This is a genomic window from Actinoallomurus sp. NBC_01490 (assembly GCF_036227085.1).
Lineage (GTDB): Bacteria > Actinomycetota > Actinomycetes > Streptosporangiales > Streptosporangiaceae > Actinoallomurus > Actinoallomurus oryzae.
The window spans coordinates 4,642,328-4,668,824 of the sequence record NZ_CP109433.1; the positions used below are offsets into that span (position 1 = coordinate 4,642,328).

At 70.4% G+C, this 26,497-nt stretch carries 21 protein-coding genes; 11 read left to right on the forward strand and 10 right to left on the reverse strand.

Annotated features, from left to right (window positions below; all coding sequences use genetic code 11):
* Positions 1-183: 183 nt before the first annotated feature.
* Genes OG417_RS22100 through OG417_RS22120 form a run of 5 tightly spaced genes read left to right on the forward strand, consistent with a single transcriptional unit; the run spans position 184 to position 4,801 of the window.
* The gene (locus OG417_RS22100; RefSeq protein WP_329259172.1) at positions 184-993 is read left to right on the forward strand and encodes an ABC transporter ATP-binding protein; all 810 of its coding nucleotides are present in this window, start codon (positions 184-186) and stop codon (positions 991-993) included.
* On the forward strand, positions 980-1,699 hold the full coding sequence (locus OG417_RS22105) for an ABC transporter ATP-binding protein (protein WP_329259176.1): 720 nt from the start codon (positions 980-982) through the stop codon (positions 1,697-1,699). Before OG417_RS22100 ends, OG417_RS22105 begins: the two co-directional genes overlap by 14 nt.
* A 37-nt stretch (positions 1,700-1,736) precedes the next feature.
* Positions 1,737-2,975 carry an ABC transporter substrate-binding protein gene (locus OG417_RS22110; RefSeq protein ID WP_329259179.1) on the forward strand — a complete coding sequence of 413 codons (1,239 nt, stop codon included), beginning with the start codon at positions 1,737-1,739 and terminating at the stop codon, positions 2,973-2,975.
* Between the two features lie 9 nt (positions 2,976-2,984).
* Positions 2,985-3,848, forward strand: a complete 864-nt coding sequence (locus tag OG417_RS22115; protein ID WP_329259182.1) for a branched-chain amino acid ABC transporter permease — start codon at positions 2,985-2,987, stop codon at positions 3,846-3,848.
* Complete coding sequence (locus OG417_RS22120; RefSeq protein ID WP_329259186.1) at positions 3,845-4,801, forward strand: branched-chain amino acid ABC transporter permease; 957 nt, start codon at positions 3,845-3,847, stop codon at positions 4,799-4,801. Before OG417_RS22115 ends, OG417_RS22120 begins: the two co-directional genes overlap by 4 nt.
* Here the strand turns inward: OG417_RS22120 and OG417_RS22125 are convergent.
* On the reverse strand, positions 4,782-5,447 hold the full coding sequence (locus OG417_RS22125; RefSeq protein ID WP_329259189.1) for a TetR/AcrR family transcriptional regulator: 666 nt from the start codon (positions 5,445-5,447) through the stop codon (positions 4,782-4,784). The genes OG417_RS22120 and OG417_RS22125 overlap by 20 nt on opposite strands.
* A 221-nt stretch (positions 5,448-5,668) precedes the next feature.
* On the opposite strand from OG417_RS22125, the gene OG417_RS22130 reads away from it, so the two are divergent.
* The gene (locus OG417_RS22130; RefSeq protein WP_329259191.1) at positions 5,669-7,558 is read left to right on the forward strand and encodes a helix-turn-helix domain-containing protein; all 1,890 of its coding nucleotides are present in this window, start codon (positions 5,669-5,671) and stop codon (positions 7,556-7,558) included.
* 144 nt (positions 7,559-7,702) lie between these two features.
* Positions 7,703-10,198, forward strand: coding sequence for a WD40/YVTN/BNR-like repeat-containing protein (locus tag OG417_RS22135; RefSeq protein WP_329259194.1), 2,496 nt, complete (start codon positions 7,703-7,705; stop codon positions 10,196-10,198).
* 214 nt (positions 10,199-10,412) lie between these two features.
* On the opposite strand, the gene OG417_RS22140 is transcribed toward OG417_RS22135, so the two are convergent.
* From OG417_RS22140 to OG417_RS22155, 4 genes are all read right to left on the reverse strand, one after another.
* A complete protein-coding gene (locus OG417_RS22140) occupies positions 10,413-13,547 on the reverse strand; it encodes a family 20 glycosylhydrolase (RefSeq protein WP_329259197.1) in 3,135 nt (1,044 codons plus the stop codon).
* A gap of 297 nt (positions 13,548-13,844) precedes the next feature.
* Positions 13,845-15,521, reverse strand: coding sequence for a class I adenylate-forming enzyme family protein (locus OG417_RS22145; protein ID WP_329259201.1), 1,677 nt, complete (start codon positions 15,519-15,521; stop codon positions 13,845-13,847).
* Complete coding sequence (locus OG417_RS22150; RefSeq protein ID WP_329259204.1) at positions 15,521-16,789, reverse strand: acyl-CoA dehydrogenase family protein; 1,269 nt, start codon at positions 16,787-16,789, stop codon at positions 15,521-15,523. Before OG417_RS22150 ends, OG417_RS22145 begins: the two co-directional genes overlap by 1 nt.
* Positions 16,789-17,835: a phosphotransferase family protein gene (locus tag OG417_RS22155; protein WP_329259207.1), complete on the reverse strand. Its 1,047-nt coding sequence runs from the start codon at positions 17,833-17,835 to the stop codon at positions 16,789-16,791. Before OG417_RS22155 ends, OG417_RS22150 begins: the two co-directional genes overlap by 1 nt.
* A 71-nt stretch (positions 17,836-17,906) precedes the next feature.
* On the opposite strand from OG417_RS22155, the gene OG417_RS22160 reads away from it, so the two are divergent.
* From OG417_RS22160 to OG417_RS22175, 4 genes are all read left to right on the forward strand, one after another.
* A complete protein-coding gene (locus tag OG417_RS22160; protein WP_329259210.1) occupies positions 17,907-18,557 on the forward strand; it encodes a TetR/AcrR family transcriptional regulator in 651 nt (216 codons plus the stop codon).
* A gap of 59 nt (positions 18,558-18,616) precedes the next feature.
* Positions 18,617-18,820: a hypothetical protein gene (locus OG417_RS22165; protein ID WP_329259211.1), complete on the forward strand. Its 204-nt coding sequence runs from the start codon at positions 18,617-18,619 to the stop codon at positions 18,818-18,820.
* 404 nt (positions 18,821-19,224) lie between these two features.
* Positions 19,225-20,217, forward strand: coding sequence for a hypothetical protein (locus tag OG417_RS22170; RefSeq protein WP_329259213.1), 993 nt, complete (start codon positions 19,225-19,227; stop codon positions 20,215-20,217).
* Between the two features lie 164 nt (positions 20,218-20,381).
* Positions 20,382-20,882, forward strand: coding sequence for a hypothetical protein (locus OG417_RS22175; protein WP_329259216.1), 501 nt, complete (start codon positions 20,382-20,384; stop codon positions 20,880-20,882).
* A gap of 39 nt (positions 20,883-20,921) precedes the next feature.
* Here the strand turns inward: OG417_RS22175 and OG417_RS22180 are convergent, their stop codons facing one another.
* From OG417_RS22180 to OG417_RS22200, 5 genes are all read right to left on the reverse strand, one after another.
* On the reverse strand, positions 20,922-21,341 hold the full coding sequence (locus OG417_RS22180; protein ID WP_329259219.1) for a hypothetical protein: 420 nt from the start codon (positions 21,339-21,341) through the stop codon (positions 20,922-20,924).
* Positions 21,342-21,369: 28 nt separating this feature from the next.
* Positions 21,370-22,320, reverse strand: coding sequence for a PDR/VanB family oxidoreductase (locus tag OG417_RS22185; protein WP_329259223.1), 951 nt, complete (start codon positions 22,318-22,320; stop codon positions 21,370-21,372).
* Complete coding sequence (locus tag OG417_RS22190) at positions 22,317-23,498, reverse strand: cytochrome P450 (RefSeq protein ID WP_329259226.1); 1,182 nt, start codon at positions 23,496-23,498, stop codon at positions 22,317-22,319. Before OG417_RS22190 ends, OG417_RS22185 begins: the two co-directional genes overlap by 4 nt.
* A gap of 161 nt (positions 23,499-23,659) precedes the next feature.
* Positions 23,660-25,330 carry an AMP-binding protein gene (locus tag OG417_RS22195; protein ID WP_329259229.1) on the reverse strand — a complete coding sequence of 557 codons (1,671 nt, stop codon included), beginning with the start codon at positions 25,328-25,330 and terminating at the stop codon, positions 23,660-23,662.
* A gap of 32 nt (positions 25,331-25,362) precedes the next feature.
* Positions 25,363-26,487: an FAD-dependent monooxygenase gene (locus tag OG417_RS22200; protein WP_329259231.1), complete on the reverse strand. Its 1,125-nt coding sequence runs from the start codon at positions 26,485-26,487 to the stop codon at positions 25,363-25,365.
* Positions 26,488-26,497 lie beyond the last annotated feature (10 nt).

A 26,497-nucleotide genomic window follows, 5' to 3' on the forward strand; every position in this document is an offset into this window, starting at 1 on the left:
ACGGGCGACGGGGCGGACCACGTGGCGGAAGCCACTGTTCGACCCCGTCCTGTGGTGGCCGGCGCGGTGTGCGCCGCCTCATAACGGAGGGCCTGAATGTGTGGCCGGTCACCTGGTCCGCCGGCCCGGCCGCCACTTAGCGTGCCATGAATCGCGACCAGTGAACGGCCGTAGGGAGGGCCCATGGAGAGCAGGCGCGAGCACGACGCCCCCTCCGCGAGCGCCACTCCGGGCGGGTCCGTTCCCGCTCTGACGGCGCGCGGCCTCGTCAGGGAGTTCCGCGGGTTCCGGGCGGTGGACGGCGTCGACCTGGACGTGGCCGAGGGCGGCGTGCACGCCCTGGTGGGCCCGAACGGCGCCGGCAAGACCACGCTGTTCAACCTGCTCACCGGGTTCCTGAAACCGACGGCGGGCAGCGTACGGCTCGGCGGGCACGAGCTGGCGGGCCGCAGCCCCGAGGCCATCGCCCGGCTGGGAGTGGCGCGCTCGTTCCAGATCACCAGCCTGTTCGCCGAGCTGACCCCGCGCCGGCACGTCGAGCTGGCGCTGGCGAGCCCGACCGGCCTGGGGTGGCGGTTCTGGCGCTCGGACCGGGCGCTGGCGCGCTTCGCCGGGCGCGCCGGAGAACTGCTCGACCAGGTCGGGCTGGCCGGCCACGGCGACGTCCCGGCGGGCTCGCTCTCGTACGGGAGCAAGCGCGCGCTGGAACTGGCGCTCGCCCTGGCGCTGAACCCCCAGGTGCTCCTGCTCGACGAGCCGACGGCCGGGATGGGCGTCGAGGACGTGGACCGCACCATCGAGCTCATCGGCAGGATCCGCACGGGCCGCACCGTGGTCCTGGTCGAGCACAACATGAACGTCGTCGCCAGCCTCGCCGAGCGGGTGACCGTCCTGCAGCACGGCAAGGTGCTCATCGAGGGCCCGTACGCCGAGATCCGGCACGATCCGCGCGTCATCACCGCCTACCTCGGAGACTCCCATGCTGCGCGTTGACGGGCTGTCGGCCTGGTACGGCGAGGCGCAGGCCCTGCGTGATGTCTCGCTGCACGTCGACGCGGGTGAGATCGTCACCCTCGTCGGCCGCAACGGCGCGGGCAAGACCACGATGCTGCGCTGCCTCATGGGACTGCACGCCTCGTACGGCCGGACGGCCGGCGCGATCTCGCTGTTCGGCGAGGACATCACCGGTCTCAGCCCCCACCGCAGAGCCCGCCGCGGCCTGGGCTTCGTCCCGGACGACCGAGGTGTCTACGCCACCCTGTCGGTGGAGGAGAACCTGACGCTTCCGCCGAGGCTGAAGGCCGGGGAGGCGGGCGGACCCGAGCCGTGGCCGCTGGAGCGGGTGTACGAGACGTTCCCGCGGTTGCGCGAGCGGCGCCGGTTCCCCGGGACGAAGCTGTCCGGCGGCGAGCAGCAGATGCTCGCGCTGGCACGGGTGCTGCGGACGGGTGCCCGGCTGCTGCTGTGCGACGAGCCCACCGAAGGACTGTCGCCGCTGATCGTCCAGCGGATCGGCGACATCCTGCGCGAGGTCAAGGCGGCCGGCGTGACCGTGCTGCTCATCGAGCAGAACGTGCATTTCGCCGCGACCGTGGCCGACCGCCACTACCTGCTCGCCGAGGGCCGGATCGTCGAATCGCTGGACAACGACCAGGTCCGTGAACGCGAGGACGAGTTGCTCGACTACCTCGGAATCTGATGACGGCCGAGATCTGCGACAGAGGAGACGCCTGAACATGAGGATCACGGGCTGGAGCGGCGTCCTGGCCGCCGCGGGGCTGTTGCTGGCCGGGTGCGCGGGCGGACCGGGCGGCGGCGGAGGGAAGATCAGCGATGGCGAGGTGGTGCTGGCCGTGCTGAACGACCAGTCCGGCGTCTACGCCGACACCTCGGGCCGCAGCACGATCGAGGCCGTCAAGATGGCGGTGGCCGAGTACCAGGCCAAGTACGGCGACAAGGCGGTGGCCAAGAAGATCGGGGTGAAGGCCGCCGACCACCAGAACAAGCCGGAGATCGCCAACTCCAAGGCGCAGGAGCTCTACGACCGGCAGAAGGCCGACGTGATCCTGGACGTGCCGACCTCGTCCGCCGCGTTCGCCGTCGCCACCATCGCCAAGAACAAGAAGAAGGTGTTCATCGACGTCGGTGCCGCGAGCACCGAGCTCGAAGGCAAGCAGTGCAACAAGTACACCTTCCACTACGGCTACAACAGCTACATGCTGGCCCACGGCACCGGCACCGAGGTGACCAAGGACGGGGCCAAGTCCTGGTACATCGTCTATCCCGACTACGCGTTCGGGCAGGACATGCAGAAGACGTTCGCGGCGGCCATCAAGGCGGCCGGCGGCAGCGTCGTGAAGAGCGACCCGACGCCCTTCCCGAACGACAACTTCTCCACCTTCCTGCTCAAGGCGCCCGGCCTCAACCCCAGACCGCAGGTGCTCGGCACGATGCAGGCGGGCGGCGACCTGGTCAACCTGGTGAAGCAGTACAACGAGTACAAGCTGCGCGACAAGGGCGTCGGCCTCGCGGTCGGGCTGCTGGCCCTCAGCGACATCCACTCGCTCGGCCCCGACGCCTTGGCCGGGAGCCGCTACACCGACATGTGGTACTGGAACCTCGATGACAAGAGCCGCGCCTGGGCCGACAAGTTCCAGGCCAGGACCGGCAAGCGTCCCACCGCCAACATGGCCGCCAACTACTCGGCCGCACTGCAGTACCTGGAGGCCGTGCAGCGCGCCGGCACCGACAAGTCCGCCGACGTGGTGAAGCAGCTGGAGGGCCACAAGTTCGAGGACGCCTTCGCCCGCGACGCCACCATCCGCGCCCAGGACCATCTGCTGCTGCACGACGCGTACCTCTCGCAGGTGAAGCCCTCCAGCGAGGTCAAGACGCCCTGGGACTACGTGAAGGTCCTCAAGACGATTCCGGCGTCGGAGGCGTTCCAGCAGCCCGACCCGTCCTGCCACCTGTAGGCGGCCGGCGTGCTCCAGCAGGCGTTCAACGGGCTGGTGAGCGGGGCGTTCTACGCTCTGCTCGCCCTCGGCCTGGCCGTCATCTTCGGAATGCTGGGCGTGGTCAATCTCGCCCACGGCGCGTTCTACATGCTCGGCGCCTTCGGGGCGTTCATCGCGCTCGACTCGTTCGGCCTGAGCTTCTGGGTGGCCCTCGTGCTGGTCCCGCCGCTGCTGGGCCTGGCCGGCATCGTCGTGGAACGCCTGTTCGTCCGGCGGCTGACGCCGCTGGACCCGCTCTACAACTTCCTGTTCACCTTCGGCCTCGCGCTGATCCTGCAGGACCTGATGAAGCGGGAGTACGGGGCGGACTCCCAGCCCTACCCGAGGCCGTCGGCGCTCAGCGGCACCGTCGACCTGGGGCTGTTCACCTACCCCGCCTACCAGGTGTTCGTGCTGGCGGTGTCGGTGGTGGTCTGCGCCGCGGTGTGGGTGGTGCTGACCCGCACGCGCGTCGGCGTGATCGTCCGGGCGGCGACCGAGCGGCCCGAGCTGACCCGCGCGCTCGGCATCGACGTCGGCCGGTGGGTGACCCCGGTCTTCGGCTTCGGCGTGGCGCTGGCCGCGTTCGCCGGGGTGCTGGCCGCGCCGATGCGGGCGGTCACACCGCTGATGGGCTCCGACCTGATCATCACGGTGTTCGCCGTGGTCGTGATCGGCGGGCTCGGTTCGGTGTTCGGCTCGGTCGCCGCCGGGTTCGCGGTCGGGATCGTGTCGGCCCTCGGCAACTACTACGTCCCGTGGCTGTCGCAGACGTTGGTGTTCATCCTCATGGCCGCGGTGCTGCTGTGGCGCCCGGCCGGGCTGTTCGGGCGCGAGGAGGCGTCGCGTTGATCCTTCTCAGGCTGGCCCGCTCGGGCCGGACCGGGCCGCTGCTCCTGGTGATCGGGGTCTTCGTCGCCCTCGCGCTGCCCTGGATGATCTATCCGCCGGTGGCGCTCGACATCGCGTGCTGGGCGCTGTTCGCCGCGGCCGTGGACCTTCTGCTCGGTTTCACCGGGCTGCTGTCGTTCGGCCATGCGGCGTTCTGGGGCGGGTCGGCCTACTGCACCGGCCTGATCGCGCTGCACACCGGATTGCCCTTCCCGGTCGCCATCGTGGGGGGCGCGGCGTTCGCGGCGCTGCTGGCGCTCCCGATCGGGTACCTGTCGGTACGCCTGACCGGGATCTACTTCGCCATGGTCACCCTGGCCTTCGCGCAGATGATCTACTTCATCGCCAATCAGTGGCGGGGCCTCACGGGCGGGGAGAACGGCCTGCAGGGCATCCCGCGGGAGCTGTTCGGCCTCGACCTGTCCGAGCCGTTCTTCTTCTACTACGCGGGCCTGCCGTTCGTGCTCGCCGGGTTGTTCGCGGCCTGGCGCATCGTCCGTTCGCCGTTCGGCCGGGTGCTGGTCTCCATCCGCGACAACCCGGCACGGGCGCGTGCCCTCGGCTACCCCGTCGACCGGTACCGGCTCCTGGCCTTCGTCCTGTCCGCCGCGCTGTCCGGCATGGCCGGGGGCGTGTTCGCCATCGGCCACGGCTTCGCCTCGCTCGACGGGGTCTACTGGACCACGTCCGGGCAGGCGGTGATGATGGTCGTCCTCGGCGGCATCGGCACCCTGTGGGGCGGTGCCATCGGCGCGGCCGTCGTCGTCCAGCTCCAGGACTTCCTGGCGACCGCCGGGTTCGAGGAGACCGGGATCGTCACCGGCCTGATCTTCATCGTGATCGTGCTGCTCTTCCGCCGGGGCATCTGGGGAACGGCCCGTCGCCTGCTGAGCCCTACCGGGCGACCATCTTGAGCGCGAGGCCGGCGTAGAACTCGCCGAGCTCCTCCGGCGAGTCGGAACCGCCGAGCCGGTACCACCGGACGAGGTCGATGCTGAGCGACAGCATCGCCCGCGTGACCCGCTTGACGTCCACCTGCGCGAACGACCCGTCGGCGACGCCGCGGGCGACGGTGTCGCGGAAGAACGCGTTGGTCCGGTGGCGCAGCTCCAGGATCTCGTCGTAGTGCCCTGCCGTGAGTCCGCGCAGTTCGAACTGGCAGACGCGCGCCGCCACGTGGTGGCGGGCATGCCAGGCGGTGTACTCCGCGATGACGGCTCGGAGCCGGTCCGCCGGCCCGTCGCCGCGCGCGCTCAGCACGGCCGGGTCCTGAACTCTCGTGAGCACCCGCTCATGACCGGTCCGTACGATCTCGAACAGGACCAGTTCCTTCGACGGGAAGTGGACGTACAGCGCCGCCGGGCTGAGCCCCACGCCCTCGGCGATGTCGCGGGTGGTCGTGGCGTGGAAACCGTTCGCGGCGAAGCACCGCACCGCCGACGTCAGCAGGCCGCGCTGCACGTCTCCGAGCCCCTCTCTCCAGAGGCCGGAAGAGTGGTCCCGCAGCCGGGGGTCGTCCGCCAGCTCCTGTGCGGTGAACCGGGCCTGCCGTCTGGCCATCCGCGACTCTCGCCTCCTTCGGGTCCGGGGCGTGGTGACGATGCGCTCGCGGGCGTTCCGCCGGACGTCGCCCGCGGTCCGGTCCCGGCTCGCGGCGAGCCTTGACACGGGAATCCTACTCAGTGACTATGCGCTTATTCACCGACCGTGCGGCGGCCGACGGCGTCGGCATCCTCGGACGAGACCGGTGGACGAGCCCGCGTCGACGGGAGCGAACGGTTGTGAACAGGCGCAGTTTTCTCCGGCTTGTCGTCGACGGGGCGCCGCTGCCCCTCTACGACGAGGTCCTGCGCGAGGCGGTCGCCGGCGCGGCCTCGCCCGCCGAGGCAGAGGATCTGCAGGCCGAACACACGCTCGCCCTCCATCTCCGCGACACACTGGAGAAGCAGCGCGCTCGCCACGAGCAGCAGCGCGCGCTGGTCGAGTGCGCGAAGGAACTGGCCGAAGACCGCAGCGATCCGGACACCATCCTGACTCTGATCGTGGCGCAGGCACAGCGACTCCTCGGCTGCGACATGGCCTACCTCAGCCTGAACGACGACGAAGGCGGCGCGACCTGCATGCGCGTGATGGTCGGCGCCACGTCCTCGGCCTGGAAGGACGTCCGGATTCCGTTCGGAACCGGTGTCGGGGGCAGGGTCGCCGCCACCGGTACGCCGTTCTCGACGCCCGACTACTTCAACGACGAACGGCTGACGCACGACCCCGCCGTCGACGCCTCGGTCAGGGCGGAGCGGCAGGTGTCGATCGTCGGCGTGCCGCTGCGCAACAGCGCCGTCATCGGCGTGCTCTTCGCCTCCAACCGCACACCGGGCCCGTTCTCCCACGACGCCATCGCTCTCCTCGGCTCCTTCGCCGCCCTCGCCACGAGCGCGATCGAGCAGGCGCGGTCGAGGCAGGAACGGGACCGGACACTGCGGGATCTGTGCCAGGCCGGCGAATCCCTTCGCCGGCGTGCGGCCGACCAGGAGAGAGCGGTCGCCGTGCTCGACCAGACCATGGACATCGTGCTCCGGGGCGGCGGCGTGCAGGAGGTCGTGACCGCCGCCGGGAATCGGCTCGGTGGCGTGCTCGCCATCTTCGACGAGTTCGAGACCCCGGTCGCCTGGACCCCGGGGGCGCCCGAGGACGTTCTCAAGGCGATGTCCGCCGCGACGGTCGAGGCCCGCGGCGGCGTCCACGGCGTCGACGGCGGGACGTACTGGGTCACCGACCTGGTGGCCGGCACCGAGGCCCTCGGCGCGCTGGCCTGGGCCCCGCCGGCCGCGTCCGGCGAGGTCGGCGACCTGGACGTGCGGCTGCTCGAGCGGGCGGCCGTCGTCACCTCGCTGCTCCAGCTGTTCCGCCGTAACCTCGCCGCCGCGGAGGCCAGAGTGCGCGGCGAACTGCTGGACGACCTGCTCACGCCCAACCCCCGCACGTACTCCTCACTCGCCGAGCGCGCCCTGCGGATCGGCTACCAGCCGCAGAAGCGGCATGCCGTCGTCGTCGCGCACATCCGGGCGGAGAACCGGCAGAGCCTCGCGTCCGTGGCGTCCGACCTCGCGGCCGCTCGCGGCGGTCTGAGCACCGTACGGGACGACCGGGCGGTCCTGGTCATCCCCTCCGACGACCCGTCGTTGACCGGCCGCCGGACGGCGCGGTCGATGACCAAGCGCCTGGGGGCGCCGGTCACCGTCGGCGCCGCCGGGCCGGTCGACGATCCGGCCGACCTGCCCGCCGCCTACGGGGAGGCGCTGGCCTGCGCACACGCGCTGATCCGGCTCGACCGTGCGGGCACCGCCGCGACCGCCGCCGACCTGGGGTACACCGGACTGCTCCTCGGCGACAGCGCGTCCGCAGGGGAGTTCGTGGCGCGGACGCTGGGCCCGGTCATCCAGCACGACGAACAGCGCTCGACCATGCTGATGGAGACGCTCGACACCTACTTCACGACCGGGCAGAGCCTCGTGGCCAGCGCGAAGCGGCTGCACATCCACCCGAACACCGTCACCCAGCGTCTCGACCGGGTGAAACGCCTGCTCGGAGTGGACTGGAACAGCCCGGACCACACGCTGGAAGTGCAGCTGGCGCTGCGGCTGCACCGCCTGAGCCGCGAACTCGAGGACTGATCCTCGGCCCCTCGGCGAGCAGCGTCCCCGGCGGAAGCCTGTCCGATATCGGACATCCGATTTCACCATTTGTCTGATGACTAGTGTCCTGTCCGATCTTTACCGTCTGACCGGGGCGAACCACGCCCACGGCCAGGAGGCGCAATGACCGACGACCACCCAGACGAGACCGGACACGGCGCACCGGACTCGGCTCCCGAACCCGCGGCCACGAACTCACGGCAGCGCGGGACGACCCTGAGACTCATCCTCGCGAGCGTTCTCTCCCTCGCGATCGTCGCTCTCTTCGTCCACGGGCTCACCGCGGCGAACGACGCGAGCGGCAACGAGCGGGGCGAAGCCGCCGCCGAACACGTGCACGACGCCGACGGCGGAGAAGAAGGAGAAGAAGAAGGCGAGGAGGGCGAGGAAGAGGAGGAGGAAGAAGGCGGTCCGACGGCCCCGGCCGAGTACCTCACGCAAAAGTTCACCTCCGGTCACGACGTCAAGCCGGACCAGATCAAGCAAGCCCGCACGCAGGCCAGGGCGCTCAAGCACGGCGGCGGGAACTGGGGACAGGTCGGCCCCACCAACGTCGGAGGCCGGGTCACCGACCTCGTCGTGGACCCGAACCACCCGAACACCTTCTACGTGGCGGTGTCCGGCGGCGGCATCTGGAGGAGCATCGACGCCGGCAAGACCTTCACCCCGGCCTGGCCGGTGGACCAGACGCAGACGATGGGCGCCATCGCGCTCGGCTCCGACGGCACGTTGTGGGCCGGCACCGGTGAGGCGAACCCGTCCGGTGGCGGCCTGACGTTCTTCGGCGACGGCGTCTACCGGTCGACCGACGGCGGCGCGCACTGGAAGCAGTGGGGCCTCACCGACAGCGGCGCGATCGGGAAGATCGTCGTCGACCCGGCGAACCCGAAGCGCGTCTTCGTCGCGGCCGCCGGCAACCTGTCCGGCACGGCCGGACAGCGCGGTATCTACCGGCTCGGTCCCGACGGCAAGAGCTGGAGACTGGTGCTCAAGACGCCGAACAACACCACGGGCGGCATCGACCTGGCACTCGACCCCGCCAACGGTGACCGCGTCTACGCCGCGCTGTGGGACCACAAGCGCAACAACGGCGCGCGGGTGTACGGCGGCGTCGGCTCCGGCCTCTTCCGCTCCGACGACGGCGGCGACCACTGGAAGCGGCTGGAGAACGTCATCGGCACCCACCCGGCCGACACCACGGGCACCGGACTGAAGAGCGACGCGAGCCTCGGCCGGATCGGCGTGGCGGTCGCCCCGAACGACCCCCGGCGCGTGTACGTGGTCAGCGGCAGCCCGTACGGCCCGGACAAGGGTTTCTACGTCTCGGACGACGGCGGCGACACCTTCAAGCCCGGCGGCCGGCCCGGCTCCTCGGGCGGTTACCAGTGGTGGTTCGGGCGCATGTGGGTGGACCCGAAGAACGAGAACCATCTGTTCAGCGCGGACGTCAGCCTGCGCGAGTCCAAGGACGGCGGCGCCACGTGGTCCGATTCGAACGGCGTGCATTCGGACCAGCACGCGATGCAGTGGGACCCGAAGGTGGCCGACCGGATCTACCTCGGCAACGACGGCGGCATCTACCGTTCGGACGATAACGGTGCGAGCGGCTCCTGGGTCCACGCGACGTACGCGCCGTGGAACCAGTCGTACCACCTCGCGGTGGCGGCGGACGACCCGAACCGGCTCGCCTCCGGCCTGCAGGACAACGGCAGCGTCCGTACGTGGACCAACACCGCCGGGGCGTCGGACCTGTCGCAGTGGAACGCCTACGGCGGCGGCGACGGCCACGAGGTCCTGATCGACCCGAGCGATCACGACATCTACTACGAGTGCTCGCAGGTCGGTGTGTGCACCCGGCACGAGGACAGCGGCGGCACCTCGCACAGCTTCCGTTTCGGGCAGCGGCACTCCGCGCGGATCACCACGGACGCCCCGATCGTGCTCGACCCGAGCAACCCGTCGGTGCTGTACTTCGGCGGCAACGTCCTGGACCGCTCGACCGACCGGGGTGCGACGTTCACCCAGATCAGCCCGCCCGGCGACTACCTGACCGGCCCCGTACCGCCGGATGAGGACGACCAGGGGCCGTTCTACGCCAACCAGTACGCCACGATCACCTGGATCGCGCCGGCCAAGACGGACGGCAACACGATCTACCTCGGCACCGACACCGGCCGGCTGTGGAAGACGACCGACCTCGGCGCGCACTGGACCGAGTTCACCGGCAAGGGCCTGCCCACCCGGTGGGTCAACTCGATCGTCGTCGACCCCGCCGACGCCGACCACGTGTACGTCGCCTACTCCGGCTACCGGGAGGGCGACACCGCGGCGAACGTGTGGGAGACCACGAACGGCGGAGGCAGCTGGCACAACATCAGCGGGAAACTGCCGAACGCACCGGTCGAGATGCTCACCTACGACCAGGTGAGCCATCAGCTGTACGCGGCGACCGACTACGGCGTCTTCTACGACAAGAACGACAAGAAGAACTGGAAGCGCCTCGGCAACGGCCTGCCCGACACCCCGGTGTTCGACATCAAGATCACCGGTGACCACCGCACCATCTACGCCGCGACGTTCGGCCGCAGCGTGTGGAGGATCCCGGTGCCGAACGGATGACCCCGGCGCGGGGACGGGCCTGGCGCGCGTTCCCGCCCGTAGGGCGGCCCCTGACCGCGGTCAGGGGCCGCCTGCGGTCCCGGGCCGCAGGCGGCGCCGACCCGCCGGCCGCTCTCCGGCCGTGACGTCGTCGCGTACGGTGCGCCCCTCGAGAGGTCCTGACCCTGGCGTTGATCCGGCAGCGAAACCTCAGCTCATCGCACAGAGACCGAGTTCACGAGCTGGACACGGTCAGGGCGAAGACGTGGAGGCCGCCGCGGGCCGTCGAACTGACGGTCGGAAGGGTCACCGAGGCGACGGTCTTGGCCGGGTCGAGCGCCACCTCGTGGGTGAAGACGTACGTGGTGCGGTTGACGCGGCCGGTGCCGGCGAGGTTGTGGTATGGCATGGTGATCGCCGCCTTGGCGTCGCCGGGCAGGGACGGTACCTGCCAGTCCGGATCGGTGACGGTGAACGGCTGCGTGCTGCCGTCGGCGTAGGTGACGAGGCCGGTGCCGCCGATCGGGCCGTACGTGCCGACGGTGAGCAGGCCGAGCCGGCCACCCTGCTCGCCGACCTTGATCGTCTGCCCGTTGGCCAGGACGTTGTCCGGGGTTCCGGGCGCGGCGTCGGGCCAGGTGAAGGTCTGCCCGTCGTAGGTGAACGTGCCACCCCGCGTGACTCCCGCGGCGGCCAGTGCCTGCGCCGAGTAGCTCGACCCGTCGGAGTCGATGCCGCCGTTCAGGCCATCGGGCGCGGGCGTTCCGTCGTCGGTCGCCCCGGTGTTGTCGAACGCGCCGGACAGCGCCGGGTACGGGACCGAGACTCGCAGTGGCGCGGTGACGTCGACGCGCCCGCCGCCCGCCTGCGCCGTCAGCGCGACCGGAAGGTCGTACGCGCCGGGCTTGTCGCCCGCCGTGACCGTGACGCGCACCGAGGCCGTGCCGCCCGCCGGTACGTGTACCGTTCCGCTCGCCGGGCGGGCCGTGACGCCGCTCGGCGAGTTCACCGCCCAGCGCGCGGTGAGCGGTGCGTCCGCCGCGCTGGTCAGCCGTACCGTGGCGGTGGCGTCCTTGCCGCCCGAGACGACCAGCGTTCCCGGATCGGCGGTCGCGGTCAGTGGCGCCGGCACCTTGACCGCCGCGGCCCCCGTCGTACGGCCGCCGCCCGCCCAGGTCGCGCCGCCGGTGAGCCGGTAGGTGCCGGGCATGACGTCGAGCGGCAGGTCGGCCTGCCAGTGCACGCTCACGCTGTGTCCCGGCGCCACGACTTTGGCGACCGGGTCGCCGATGGGCCGCGCGGCCAGCGGTACGACGCTGCTCGTGGCGTACGCGGTGAGGGTCTGGCGCACGTCGTTCAGCGCGCTCGTGCCGGTGTTGGTGAACGTCGTGGTCACCGTGGAGTGACCGAGGGCGCGCAGGGTGCCGGGCGCGGCCACGTCGAGGCGGCCCGGCGTCTCGGGCGCGGTGTCGAACTCGGCCTCGGCGATGTTCGCGAAGCCGCCGGGCGGGCTCACGTACCGCAGCCAGCGGTACCGGCCGTTGTCCTCGACCGTCAACTGGGTCCAGTCGGCCATCGGCGTCCACGGCACGGTCGCCAGATCGACGCAGCCCTTGTCCGGCCCGTCGGTGCAGCCCTGGAAGCGGCCGCCGACCATGCGGCCCGCCTGGCCGGCCCGCGGCACGAACCGGATCTTCGCCACCCGGGCCGTGTGCCCCGCGCCCAGGTCGATGCCGGCGTACCCGCCGTCGGCCTTCTCATAGTCGTACGCCGTGTTGGGATCGCCGTCGAAGACCTTGTCGTAGGTGTTGTCCGACCCGCCGTACGCGGGGCCGGCGCCGTAGGAGGCGCCGGTCAGCTTCACGGTCCCCGTCGGCGGGTACGCGACGCCGGGTGGCGGTCCGAGGCGGTCGATCCGGTCCTCGAAGTCGAAGCTGGTGCCCTGGCGCGGTCCGCCCCAGGCGCGGTCCGCGAGCACCTGCTGTGGCCGGTTGGCGAACCAGTCGAAGTAAGCGTCGCTCTGCGTCTCGGCGCTGTCGGACCAGCGGGAGATCAGGTACCCGGTCAGGTGGTCGTTCTGTGTCGGCGTCCATTGGGCGTACAGGCTTCGGTCGTCCGGCAGCAGCGCCCCGCCAGGCGGGGCGCCGGGCGTCACGTACAGCAGGTCGCCGGGCGAGGCCACCACGTCGTATCCGAGGTCGAGGTAGTGCTGTACGCCGTCGCCGACCCACGCCTCGACCTTGATGTTCTTGTCGGGCGCGGTGGACGGGGTCTGCTGGTAGTCCCACCAGTTCCATATGACGGCCCGCTTGTCGTGCGAGCGGACCACCTTGTTCATGAAATTGATGAAGTCGACGAACACGTCCGCGGTACTCGCGTACCCATGCTCCCTGGCGTAGTCGACGAGTTCGGGGCACTGCTCCTGGGTGGCCTGCGTCTGGTATTCGTCGGTGCCGACGTGGAACTCGGGCCCATCGAAGAGCGGCACGAACTCATCCAGCAGCTTCTTCACGAAGTCGCGGGTGGCCTGCTTGGTGACGTCGAGCGTCCAGCCGTCGGCCAGCGCGGGACAGGAGAACTTCAGGTCCGGCCGGTACTGCGCGATCGCGTTGGAGTGGCCGGGCAGGTCGATCTCCGGCAGCAGCGTCACGTGGTACTTCCGCGCCTCGTCCTCGAACCGGCGGATGTCCGCCTTGGTGTACGCGTCCGCCGCGGCCAGGCCCGGGAACTGGTCGCTGACCAGGCGGAACGCGTTGTGCTCGGTCAGGTGCAGGTGCACCGTGTTCAGCTTGAGCCAGGCGGCGGTACGGATCTGCTGGAGGATGTACTCGGGCCGGTAGTACTTGCGCCCGGCGTCCAGCATGAACCCGCGCTGCCGTACGTCGGGCCAGTCCATCGCCGTTCCGTGCGGCACCTGGGCGCGGTCCGGGGCGAGGGTGAACAACTGCTCGACGGTTTGCGTGCCGTGCGCCACACCGGCCGGTGTACGCCCGCGCACTGTCAGGGTGTCGGCGATCTGAAGCTGATACCCCTCCTCGCCGAGCGTCGCGGGGGCGGCAGGATCGACGACGAGCCGCAGGTCGCCGGGGTGCGTCGTGTCACCGGGGACGACGGGCAGGGCCTGGCCGGTGATGGCGGCCAGATCGTCGCGGAACGTACGCGCGTCGGCGGCCTGGGCCGGGGCGACGACGATGCGGGCGCCCTGGCCGAGCCGGAACGTGCCGCTCGCGCCGGTCCACTGGCGCAGCGCAGGCGTGACGTTCGGGGCGGGATCGGGCGAGGCGGCGGCGAAGACGGGCGTGACGACGACCTGGGACGCGACAAGACAGGCGGCATTGCAGAGGACCGCGAGCCGGCGGCGGATGTCCATCGAACCTCCGGGGCAAGATGCTCGCACTGAACGTAAGATCGACAAATTGCACAGTCAAGGGCGAAACAGGCCATTTTCGCGCACGAATGCGCAATCACCCGCCGACCACCCGTCGGAACGTCGCTCCCGGCGGTCGTACCTCATCGGCCTGGTGTTGAGCCGCCATCGCCGAGGTCGTTCAGTGCCGGGCGTCCGCCGAGGGCCACCGGGTGACGCTCGCCATCACCGACGCCGATCAAGGTCGCAGGCGAGCATCCTCAAGACGCTGTCCGAACACGGCGTCGACCCGGCTCTCCCTCAGCCGAGGATCTCGGCGCGCAGGTGGGTTTTGAGGATCTTGCCGCCCGGGTTGCGGGGCAGTTCGTTCTCCCGGAACCACAAGTGGGACGGCACCTTGAACGCCGCGATCCTCTCGCGCAGGAACGCCTGGAGCTCCTCCGCGGTCAGGGCCGTGCCCGGTCGCAGGCAGACGACCGCGCCGACCTCCTCGCCGAGCTCGTCGTGGGGGACGCCGATGACGGCCGCGTCCGCGACGGCCGGATGTTCGTAAAGGGCCGCCTCGACCTCGGCGCAGTAGACGTTCTCACCGCCGCGGATGAGCATGTCCTTCGCCCGGTCCACGATGTAGACGAAGCCGTCCTCGTCCATGCGCGCCAGGTCGCCGCTGTGGAACCAGCCGCCGACGATCGCCTGGGCGGTCGCGTCGGGGCGGTTCCAGTAGCCCTTGATGACGTTCGGACCCTTGATCAGCAGCTCGCCCACCTCGCCCGTGGGCAGCTCGTCGCCCGACGGGCCGACCACCTTCACGTCGCACACCGCGACCGGCAGGCCGACGCTGTCGGGGTGTGCCAGATAGTTGACGCCGGAGTTGTACGTCGTCACCGAGGACGTCTCGGTCAGCCCGTACCCGTTGCCCGGGACCCGATCGGGCAGCAGCTCCTTGATCTTCTCCACCAGCTTCGGCGGGGCGGGTGCGCCGCCGTACGAGACCGACGTCAGGCTGGAGGTGTCGTACTTGTCGAAGTGCGGCGACGTCAGCACCTGCCACGCCATCGTCGGTACGCCGCCGAACATCGTGGCGCGCTCGCGTTCGATCAGCTCCAGGGCGCGCTCGGGGTTCCACTTGTGCATCAGCACGATCGTGCTGCCGGCGAGCGCGCTGGCGACGAGCACGGAGTGGCAGCCGGTCGCGTGGAAGAACGGCACGCTGAGCAGCGACACCCGGCGCGGCGCCCCGACCACCTCCTCCAGCGCGTGCCCGGCGCGCAGCCCGGCGGCGGCCATCGCGTACGCCAGGCTGATCGGGTTCGTGGTGATGTTGCGCTGGGTGCCGAGCGCGCCCTTCGAGCGGCCGGTCGTGCCAGAGGTGTAGAAGATCGTGGCGTCGTCGTCGGGGTCGATCGTCACGTCCGGCAGCGTGTCGCCGAGCTCGCCGAGCACCGCGTCGAACTCCTCCGCGCCCGCCGGAGGCTCCCCCTCGACACGAGCGACGATCGTCGGAATGCCGAGGTCCGGCAGCACGCCCGTGAGGCGCTCGGCGCGTTCCTGGTCGGCGACGAGGACCTTCGCACCGCTGTCGCGCAGGCCGTACTCCAGCTCCGGCGCGGTCCACCAGGCGTTCAGCGGTACGACGACGGCGCCTGCCGCGGCGGCGCCGAAGAAGGCGACCGACCACTCGGGGAAGTTGCGCATCGCGATCGCGACCCGGTCGCCCTTGCCCACGCCGTACCGCTCGGTGAGCCGCCGGGCGAAGGTCGCCGCGCGCAGGAAGTGCTCCTCGAACGTCAGCCGGTCGTCCTCGTACACGAGAAACGTCGCGTCGCCGTGCAGCCGCGTGACCTCCAGGAGCGAGCGCAGCGACGGCAGTGCGTTCTTCCACACGCGCGTGCGCACGCCGCGGATCTCGACCTCGTCCATCTCGAACAGCTGCCCCGGCGCGGTGACCATCGCGCGGGCCTCTTCCACACTCAGCATCATCGGACTCCGTACTTCTCGCGGGCGGCGGCGATCTTGTCCGGCAGGTACTCGGTGGGCCAGGGCCCGGGAGAGGGCTCGTACTCGCGCAGCACGCGGCGGGCGATCGAGGCCTGGTGGACCTCGGTCGGGCCGTCCATGATCCCCATGAGCGGCGCGGCCTGCCAGAGCCGCGCCAGCGGAGTGTCGCTGGACACCCCGAGCGCGCCGTGGATGTGCATCGCCCGGTAGACCACGTCGTGGAAGACGCGCGCCGCCGCCACCTTGCAGGCGGCGATCTGGGTACGGGCCTCCTTGGTGGAGGAACGGTCGATCAGCCAGGCCGTGTGCAGGATCAGCAGCCGGAACTGCTGGATCTGCAGGTAGGAGTCGGCGATCGCCGCCTGGACGAGCTGCTTGCCGGCGAGGTTGCCGTCGTGGGTCTCGCGCGACAGGGCGCGTTCGCACATCATGTCGAAGGCCTTCTTGACCGCCGCGACGGTGCGCATCGCGTGGTGGATCCGCCCGCCGCCGAGCCGCGCCTGCGAGATGGCGAACGCCCCGCCGACCTCGCCGAGCAGCGCGTCCGGTCCGACCGCGGCGTCGTTGTAGCGGATGTGCGCGTGGCCGCCGTCGCCGCGATGACCCATCGTGGAGACGTTGCGCAGGATCTCCACACCCGGAGTGTCCGTCGGCACCAGGAACATCGACATCCGCTGGTACGGGTGCGCGTCCGGGTCGGTCACCGCCATCACGATGAGGAACGCCGCGTTGGCCGCGTTGGAGGTGAAGTACTTCTCCCCGCTGATCACCCAGCCGTCGCCGTCGCGGACCGCCCGCGTACGGAACAGGCGCGGGTCCGAGCCGGCGTGCGGTTCGGTCATCGAGAAGCCGGAGAAGCACTCGCCGTCCAGCAACGGCTTGAGGTAGCGGGCCTTCTGCTCCTCGGTGCCGTACATCGCGATGATCTCGGCGTTGCCGGTGTCCGGCGCCTGGCAGCCGAAGATGACCGACGCCCACGGCGAGCGGCCGATGAGCTCGTTCATCAGCGCGAGCTTGAGCTGCCCGTACCCCTGCCCGCCCAGCTCGGGGCCGAGGTGGCAGGCCCACAGCCCCTGCTCGCGCACCCGCGCCTTGAGCGGTTCGACGATGCCGCGCAGCTCGTCGCCGAGCGGTTCGTACGCCTTGCCGCCGTAGACCAGGTCGAGCGGCTCGATCTCGTCGCGGATGAACGCGTCCATCCAGTCGAGCTTCGCCTGGAAATCAGGCTCGGTGGAAAAGTCCCACATCAGGTCTCCATGAAGGTGCGGGCGCGGGCGAACAGCCCGAGCGTGGTCGCGTGCAGCAGGTCCCCGACGTCCTCAGGCGCCTGACCGGCGAACGCGCGGGCGTGCGTGCCCTCCAGCACGATGCCGAGCTTGAAGCAGGCGAGCACGGCGTACCAGGTGAGCGCGGACAGGTCGCGGTCCGTACGGGCGGCGTAGACCTCGACCAGCTCGCCGGTCGTGGGCAGTCCGCCCGCCGTGCCGATGGCGCCGGCCAGCGGCGCCGCCTCCCCGACGGGCCAGGTCGCGATCAGCCAGCCCAGGTCGAGCAGCGGATCGCCGATCGTGCACATCTCCCAGTCGACGATCGCCGCCACCCGCGGGGCGTCGGCGTCGTAGAGGAGGTTGGCGAGATGGTAGTCGCCGTGCATGATGCCGGGCCGCCACTCGTGCGGCCGGTGCGCCTCCAGCCAGGCCGCGACCTCGGTCAGCCCGGGGATGTCCGCGCCGGGGTACCCGTCGAGCGCGTTGTAGGACTCCAGCTCCGAGAGCCACCGGCCGACCTGGCGTTCGAGGAATCCCTCCGGACGGCCCATGTCGCCCAGGCCGGCGGCGACGTGGTCGACCGCGCCCAGTTCGGCGAGCGCGGCGGCGGCGTCCAGGCCCATGCGGTGGCGTACGGCGGGGTCGTCCGCGTACCGCGGGGGGAGCGCCGTCGTGGGGTTGAAGCCGCGCACCGACTCCATGAGGTAGAAGACCACGCCGTTCATGACCGTCTCGTCCGTGCAGGCGGCGATCAGGCGCGGCGCGCGCACGCCCGTGCCGTCGAGGGCGGACAGCACGCGTGCCTCGCGGCGCAGCGCGTCGTTGCTGCGGGGCCGCGGGTGGACGGGCGGGCGGCGGAGGACGTACGCGCGGTCGCCGCGGCAGAACCGGACCAGGACGTTCTGCGTGCCGCCGCCGAGTCGTTCGACCCGCTCGAACGGCCCACCGGGCAGGCCCTCGGCGTCCATCCAGCGCGCCAGAACGCCGAAGTCGACCAGCGACGGGTCGATGTCATCAGGCTGCATCCAGGGAGAACCTCCGCATGCATGAGCCTATGATTCACCTGCATTAAAGGTCAATATGGTTCAATTCACCCATGGGCACCGCCGGACGTGAGACGCGGGAGCGCCTTATCGAGACGGCTGAGCGGCTCTTCGCCACCGAGGGCGTCTACGGCGTATCCCTGCGAGAGATCGTGCGTGCCTCGGGCGCGCGCAACGTCACCGCCCTGCAGTACCACTTCGGCGACCGGCACGGCCTGCTGCGCGCCGTGCTCGAACGGCACCGCGCCGAGGTCGAGTCGGCCCGCCACGCCCTGCTGGACGCGTACGAGGCCGGCGAACGCGACGACGTCCGCGCGCTGTCCGCCGCGCTGGTCCGCCCGCTCGCGGCCAAGCTCGCCTACCCCAGCGGCCGTGCGTACCTGCGGATCCTCGGTGAGCTGGTGAACCGTCCCGAGCCGCTGATCGGCCGCGCGACCGTCAGCGACCCGGCCGACAGCACCTACCGCTGGCGTGCCCTGACCGCTCCGCTCCTGGAGGAGGACGCCACCCGCCTGCACCGGCGGTTCGTCGCGGTGCGCTTCACGATGATCGAGCTGGCTCGCCGCGCCCAGTCGGGGCCGCACGCCGACGACCGGCTGTTCACCGGCCACCTGATCGACCTGGTCGCGGCCCTGCTGCTCGCGCCGCTGTCCACGGAGACCCTGCGCCTGGCCGCCGAGCGCGACCGCGAACGCATCCCGTAGACGACACGGCGGTCACCAAGGTGGAGTATGCGGCTACGCTCCGTGTACGGTTTCGGGCCGTGGAGAACCTGCGGATTGGCGTCGTCGAGGTGGAGCACGACGAGCGGACCACCCACGACCACCTGAGCTGTTCGGTCTGTTCCTGGCAGCTGGGAGTGTCGCCGCGTGAGTACGCCGTGCGCATCGCCCATCGCCACGACGACTCCCACCAGCAGGGTCGGCAGGTCCGCCCCTGGGCCGGCGGCCGCACGGCGGAGGACTGACCGGGCCGGCCGGACGCGTGCGCCCGGCAATCGGCCCGTCCATTGTGCGAATCACCAAAGTGCTCCGGCATTCACCCGATCGCGGGTCGCTTCTCGGTGTCTCGACCGCGCTTAACCGAAGGCCGTTCTACTTTCCGCGTACAACAAGACCCAGCTCAGCGGCCGACGCGAATTTGTTTCATAATGAGCAAGATCACGGTGTGTCAGCATCATCCGACCCTCGGTATTTCGGTAGAAACTACAATCTTGCTGCCATGTCGAGTGCTGCTATATGGTGACGCCGATTCGGCGATAAGCAGTGTGTTCTCTCGGATAGCGGGGAAATTCACGCCGTCCGGGATGGCCGCGAAAATCCCGAGTTGATGAACCGTCTTTATCAACCCCCGAAGCCACTAGGAGTGCTTGTGAGGGTCTTCCGTACCAGACGGGCCAGGGGCACGGCCGCGGGCCGCCTCGGTATCGTGCTCGGCGCGCTGACCGCCGCCGTGGCCGCCGTCGCCGTCGTCCCGGGGGTCGCCTCGGCACACGGCGCCGCCTCTCACGCCGCCGCGACGGCCGCCGTCACGCACCGCCCCCACTTCATCCAGAACACCACCGTGGACGACGCCGCCCACCTGCAGTCGCTCGGCTACACCGTGCTCGACGTCGGTCCCGGTGAGTCCGCCGACCTGCCGGCCGGAATGCAGGGAATGGAATGGACCGGCGGCGCGATCTGCGACAGCGACGGCATCATGTCCTGGGCGGACTTCCGTGCTCTTGTCGACAGCAACCGCAACAGCTCCAAGGTGTTCGGCTACTTCATCTTCGACGAACCCGACACTCACGGCTGTACGAATATCGCGTCGAAGCTGCGTGACCGCGCCGACTACATTCACTGCTCCGGCTGGCGCAACTCCTTCTGGGACAGCGCTAAGCAGCATCCGAAGGTGGACAACGCCGGAAACTGCCTGGACGCCAGCGGAAACATCATTCCGCGAAAGACCTCGCAGAAGGCGTATCTCGTGGACGAGTACAGCCACGACTATGCCGCCGTGGCCAAGTCGATCACCCATGTGGACCTGTTCGGCCTCGACCCGTACCCCTGTAACAAGGACGGCTCGACGACCTGCGACATGAGCCAGGTCGACGACGCCGCGGCCACGGCCAAGCAGTACTACGCCGAGAGTGAGCTCGCCCCCGTCTACCAGGTCTTCGGCGGCGACGGCTGGAAGATCCCGAGCGCGACGCAGCTCCAGAACCTCCTCGCGGAGTGGGACAGGGTCCTGCCGGGCGCCGGCGCGGACGTCGTCTACAGCTACCGCGACAACAAGAACGGCGGCCCCGAGGACACCTACCCGGGCCTGTCGCACGCGACGAACCTCGAACCGATCCTGTCCGCGCACAACGCCGCGACCTGACCGGCCCCGAACCGGGCCCACCCTGACCGGCCGGGCCGCCCCCGCACACGGACGCCGTGCGGTGGCGGTCCGGCCGCCTACGTCATCCTTCCTCTGCTCGCGGCTCACCGTGCGGGCCCATCGGGACGATCGCCGTGGAATGTGCGGGTGGATACGATCGGCCGGTGCGCCGGTACTCCTATGTCGGCCCCGCCGACCTGCTCGCCGCGGCACCGCCCGGCGGCGCCGGGCGCCGGGTCGGGTCGGTGGGCGACCTGGCCGCCTGGCTGGCCTCACGCGACGCGGACGAGCGCGCCGAGCCCTTCACCTTCGTCATCGACCTGGACGGGACGCTGCGCCTCGCGCCGCGGCGGAGCGAGCACGTCGCCTGTGCCGGTGGGGCGCCCGTGCTGAGCGCCGGAGAGATGGCCTTCTCCCGTGACGGGGACCGCTGGACCGTGAGCGAGGTCAGCAACCACTCGACCGGCTACTGCCCCGACCCGGCCTCCTGGCCCGCCGTCGGCGCCGCCCTCGACGCGGCGGGCCTGCCGCACCCCGGCCGCTTCACCGGCCCGGTCGTCTTCCGCCACTGCCCGCGGTGCGGCGAGCGCAACCTGGTCAAGGAGCACGACTACGTCTGCGCCCTCTGCGGTGCCGACCTGCGCCGTACGCCGGACGCCACCTGATCCGGCCGGTCCGGATCGGGCGCCGGCGCCGGCCCCGGCTTACCGGCCGAACCGTTCGATGAGCGCCTGGTACGTCGTGAAGGCAGGCTTCGGCCGGTAGTCGTCGGTCAGCAGGCCGAAGTGGTGGAACAGGCCGGGGGCATCGCTGTCGGCGTCGCGCAGGGCGAAGTGCGTGTAGGCGCCGATGGCGAGCTCGCTCCGGCAACCGGCGATCGCCGTGACGGTCGTCTCCAGGACCTCCGCCTGCCGTTCGGGTGTTCGGTCGCCGAAGGTGGGCCAGCCCGGGGTCGTGTTGAACCCGATCCGGAGGTGGTCGAAGCCCTGCCGCCGGGCCTCGTCGTCGGCGGCGAGCACCCCTTCGACGAGGGCGTCCCGGACGTTCGGGTAGTACCCGTCCAGCGTCGGATTGCCGGCGACGTTCGGCTCTTCGGTGACCTGGAGCGTCCCGGAGCCAGTCATCAACCCGGGTAGACGCGGGCGAGCGGGGTCAGAGATCGAGTACGAGCTGAGGTGTGTGGGACCGTGAGACGCAGGGCAGGATCCGGTCCCCCGCGGCCTGCTCCTCCTCGGTCAGCACAGAGTCACGGTGGTCCGGGCGGCCGTCGAGGACGCCCGTCTCGCAGGTGCCGCAGGTGCCCTCCTCGCACGAGGTGAGGACGTCGACGCCCGCCTCGATCAGCACGTCGACGATGGAACGGTCCGCGGGCACCGTCAGATCGGCGCCGGTCGAGGCGATTCGCACCGTGAACGGGGAATCCGTGAACGAGGAATCGATGTCCCTCGGCGAGAAACGTTCCGTTCGCGGTCGCATGCCGCGACGTGCGCACACCGCCTCGACCGCGTCGATCAGCGGTTCGGGACCGCAACAGTAGACGTACGCCTCCCGGTCCACATCGCCGAGCGCGGAGTCGAGATCGATCAGGCCGCACTCGTCGAAGGGGAACAGGCGCACTCGGCTCGCGTCGATGGCCTGGAGGTCGTCGACGTAGGCCATGGACGCTCGAGTTCGGCCGCCGTAGTGCAGCGTCCAGTCCGCGCCGTCCGCGGCCACCCGGCGAACCATGGCCAGCAGTGGAGTGATCCCGATCCCGCCCGCCAGGAACACGTAGCCGGGGCCCGTTTCCAGCGGGAAGTGGTTGCGCGGGCCGCTGACGAGGATCCGGTCGCCCTCGTGGAGCCGATCGTGCAGCCATGCCGATCCGCCCCGGCCGTCGGCCTGTCGCAGAACGGCGATCCGGTAGCCGGTGCGATCGCCAGGGTCACCGCACAGCGAGTACTGGCGGACGATCCCGGTTTCGGTCACGACGTCGATGTGAGCACCCGGACACCAGGACGGCAGTTCGCCGCCGTCGACCGGGCGCAGCTCGAACTCCACCACACCGAGCGCGACGGTCGTTCGCCTGCCGACGGTGAGCCGGAGCTCGCGGGGACCGTTCATGCGGCGTTCTCCGGGGTGAAGGCCACAGGCAGCGCGAAGTGGGTCATCAAAGATCCGCCGACCAGTCCGCTCTCGACCGGCTCCCCGTCGAGGCGCAGGTCGGGCAACCGGTCGAGAAGGCGCGTGAGGGTGATCCGGAGTTCGGCTCGGGCGAGGTGCTGACCTTGGCAGACGTGGGGTCCGGCTCCGAAGCTGACGTGTCGGTTCCGGGTCCGGCGTGGATCGAACTCCTCCGGGTCGGTGAATTCCCGCGGATCCCGGTTGGCGGCCGCGAGGTCGAGGAGGACCCGGCCGCCCTCGGAGAGTTCGTGGCCGTCGACCTGGACCGGGCACCGGAGCGTGCGTGCGAACAGCTGCAGTGGTGTGGTCAGCCGCAGGCTCTCCTCGATCACCCGTGGCAGCCCGCGCCGGTCGGCGATGAGGTCGTCTCGCAGGCCGGGCACGGTCAGCACGTGCCGGATGAGACCACCGAGGGCCGAGCCCGTCGAGTGGTGGCCACCGACGATGTAGGCGAGCAGGAGCCCGGTGGCGCCCGCTTCGTCGATCTCCTTGCCGTCGACGACGCCGCTCGCCAGCTCGGTGAGCATGTCGTCGCGGGGATTCTCACGGCGGTCGGCCAACCAGCGCTGGGTGTGGTCGGAGAACTCCGCGAACCGCGCCGGGAGCTCCTCCGAACCCGTGGCGGCGAACAGCGCCGCCGCGACGCCGCGGGCGCGCACCGCCTCGGCCTGGTCGAGGCCGATCATTCGCCCGATGACGATCGCGGGTAGTGGCTCGGTGAGGCGGTCCACCAGGTCGGCCTTGCCGGCGGTCGCGAAGTCGTCGATCAGAAGGTCGACGACCTCGGTGATGACCGGTTCGAACGCTCGTACGGCGCGCGGGGTCAGCGGGCCGTTCAGGACTCTGCGCCACTCGGAGTGTTCGGGTTCGTCGAATTCCAGAGCGGGGATCGGCGGCAGCAGCCCACTGGACGGGATGTGCACACCATCGGCCGAGGAGAACGACCCGGTGTCCGTCAGCGCCGTGCGGACGTTGTCGTAGCGGGTCAGGTAGTCGAATCCGCCATGCCGGTCGCTGTGCACGACCGGGCATGCTTCCCGCATCTCGGTGCGGGCACGATGGACTTCATTGGCGGGCAGGGTTCCGTCGAGGTGATCGAAGGCGGGATCTGTTGTCATGACGGCTCCTTCCTCTGCACTGACGCGGCGAGTGTGGTGTGTCGGCTCGACGGTCTGCCCGCTGCGCGCGGGCCGGTCCGTCGTGTGCGAGGCGTACGGGGTGATCGGCGGCGGGCGTCAGCGTCGCCGGCCGGGCATTCGGCCGCTGCGCCCGGTGGGTGCTATCTCGGCTCGGCCCCGAGTGTCTCGGCGATCTTCCGTAGACGGCGGCGGTCGATCTTTCCGACCTGGCTGACCCGCGGCATCTCCGGGAGCACGACCAGCCGCTCCGGCCACTTGTACTTCGCGACCTGGAGGCGGTCGAAGTGGGCGCGGACCTCGGTGAGATCGATCGCCGATCCGTCCCGGGTCACGACGAAGGCGCAGGCCCGTTCGCCCAGCCGGGCGTCGGGCATCGCCACCAGGGCGGCCTCGGCGATCGCGTCGTGGGAGCCCAGGAGGAGCTCGACCTCCTCGGTGTTGATCTTCTCGCCACCGCGGCTGATCATGTTTTTGATGCGGCCCTCGACGGTGTAGCAGCGGACGCCGGCGATCGTTTGCTCCGCCATGAGGTCACCGCTGCGGTAGAAGCCGTCCGCGGTGAAGGCTTGCCGGTTGTGCTCGGCCGCGTCCCAGTAGCCGTGCAGGGTGTAAGGGCCTCGGGCGCAGAACTCGCCCACCTCGCCGGGCGCCACCTCCTTGTCGGTCCCAGGCTCGTACAGCCGGACTTCGTCCGCGGGAGAGATCGGTATCCCGACGCTCGCCGTACGGGCGTCGAGCGGGAAGTCGAGCGGGGTGGTGAGGCACAGCCCCTCGCTCATCCCGAAGATCTGCCCGCCCCAGATCCCGCGCGCGTCCAGCACCGCCATGTACCGGCTGGGCACCTTCTTGCCGCTGAACAGCACCCGCCGCAGCGCGGTGGCATCGGCCAGACGCGGGTCCAGGGCCAGTTCGAAGGCGAATGGACCGAGCAGGACATCCGTCGCCTCGTTCCGGACGACGAGGTCGAGTGCGGCTGACGCGTCGGGCACTCCGAGCACGAGGGTCGCCCCCACGCTGTGCGGACCCTGCAGACCGATGATGATGCCCGCGTTGTGCACGATCGGCATCATGAACGCGACGCGGTCCCCGGGCCCCCATCCCATCGCGCGGGCGAGGCTCGCACCGTAGTGCCAGTAGGGGGCCTGCAGACAGGGAATGACCTTGGGGACACCGGTGGTGCCGCCGGAGAGCTGGAACACCGCGAGCGACTGCATGCCGAGTCCGGCCTGGATGGCCTCGACGATCCCGCGGGCCTCGGCGTCGTCGAGGTCCTCGCCGAGTCCGTCCAGCTCAACGGCTCGGGGGTCGTCGGCCGGGCCGTCGGAGACCAGGACCGTGCGCTCCACACCGGCCGCCTCGGCCTGTTCGAAGGCGAATCCGACGAGGTCGAAGCGAGGGTCGCGGGCGGCGACGAGGTGCGCGACCGGGCGGGTCTGGCGCGCGATCTCCCCGATTTCGTGCCCGCGGTGCAACGGCAGCGTGCACACGGGCACGAGACCCGCCTTGAGCAGCGCGTACCAGGCGATCACGGTGTTGGCGGTGTTGTGCACCTGCAGCAGAACCGCACCGCCGGGCTCCAGGCCAAGCCGATGAAGGCCCGCGGCGCGCCGGTCGGAGATGCGGTCCAGCTCCGCGAAGGTCAGCCGGACATCACCGCAGATCAGGGCATCCCGGTCGCCGTGCTCCTGTGCCGTGATGTGCAGGTGCTCGGCGATGGTGGGCGACTCCCACAGTCCTTCGCGGACGTAGCGGGTCTCATCCTCGGCCGGGTAGAGGACGAGCTTGCCGGAGGCGTCGGGTGCGAGCGTCATCGCGTCTTTCTCCTCTGCGGTGCCGGGCGTGGTCAGCACAGGTCGCGCTCGTAGCCGAGGACGACCTCGCGGTTCTCCCGCCGGAAGTCCCGGTAGGAGACGCGTCCCGTGCGCATCAGGTACTCGAGCGCGAACTTCGTCGGATGGGTGATGGTGCGGGACGGGAGCCCCTCATACCAGGCGATGCTGCGCTTCGCGGCGGTCTGGAAGGCGTCGGCGACGGGCTTGCGCACCCGCTCGAACTCCCGGAGCCCGACCTCGACGTCCCACGCCGCTCCGTCCAGCGCCTGCGTCAGGTAGACGGCGTCACGCATCGCGAACCGGGTGCCGGACCCGATCGACGGGTGGACGGTGTGCAGGGCGTCCCCGATCAGCACGAGGTTGCGGTGGGTCCATCGCGCGCAGCTGATGAACTTGGTCTGGAACCACGGCGAGTGGTCACTGCGCAGCGGCGCGCCGTCCAGCGAGTCGGCGAAGAGCCGTTCGCACAACTCGCGCGACTCGTCCTCGGTCATGCCGGCGAATCCGAGCCGGTCGAACGTCTCCTGGCCGACCTCGACGGTGAAGTTGCTCATCTCGGCCGAGAACCGAGAGGCATGGACCATGAGGATTCCGTACTCGCTGTTCTGGAGGATGATCGACGGCGGGTAGGGCTTCGGAGTGCCGTACCAGGCCAGCCAGTTGGTGCCGAGTTCGACGCTCGGCAGGAAGTGCTCGGCGAAGCGCTCGCGGGTCCGGCTGTTGACGCCGTCGGCGCCGATCACGAGATCCCAGGCCGCCATGTCGCCTTCGGTCACCGCGGCGTCGCAGTCATGCTCGATGCTCACCCCGGCATCGAGGGCGAACTTCTCCAGTATGGCCAGGAGCGACCAGCGGGCGTTGAGGTGGCTCCGGCCGACCTTGACCGGCACGCCGACGCCATCCAGGCTGAGGACCATCCGATCGTGGCGGGTCTCGGTCGTGAGTGCGTCGATCACATCCGGTGCGGCGGGCCGGAGCGCGTCGGCCGCGCTCTCGCTGAACGCCACGCCCCAGCCGTACGTCACGCCGTGCGGGTTCCGCTCCCTGACGTGGATCGTGGCCGTGGGGATCGCTCGTTTGGCGATGATCGAGAAGAAGAGTCCCGCAGGTCCGGCGCCGACCACCAGAATCCTCATGGGCTTTCCG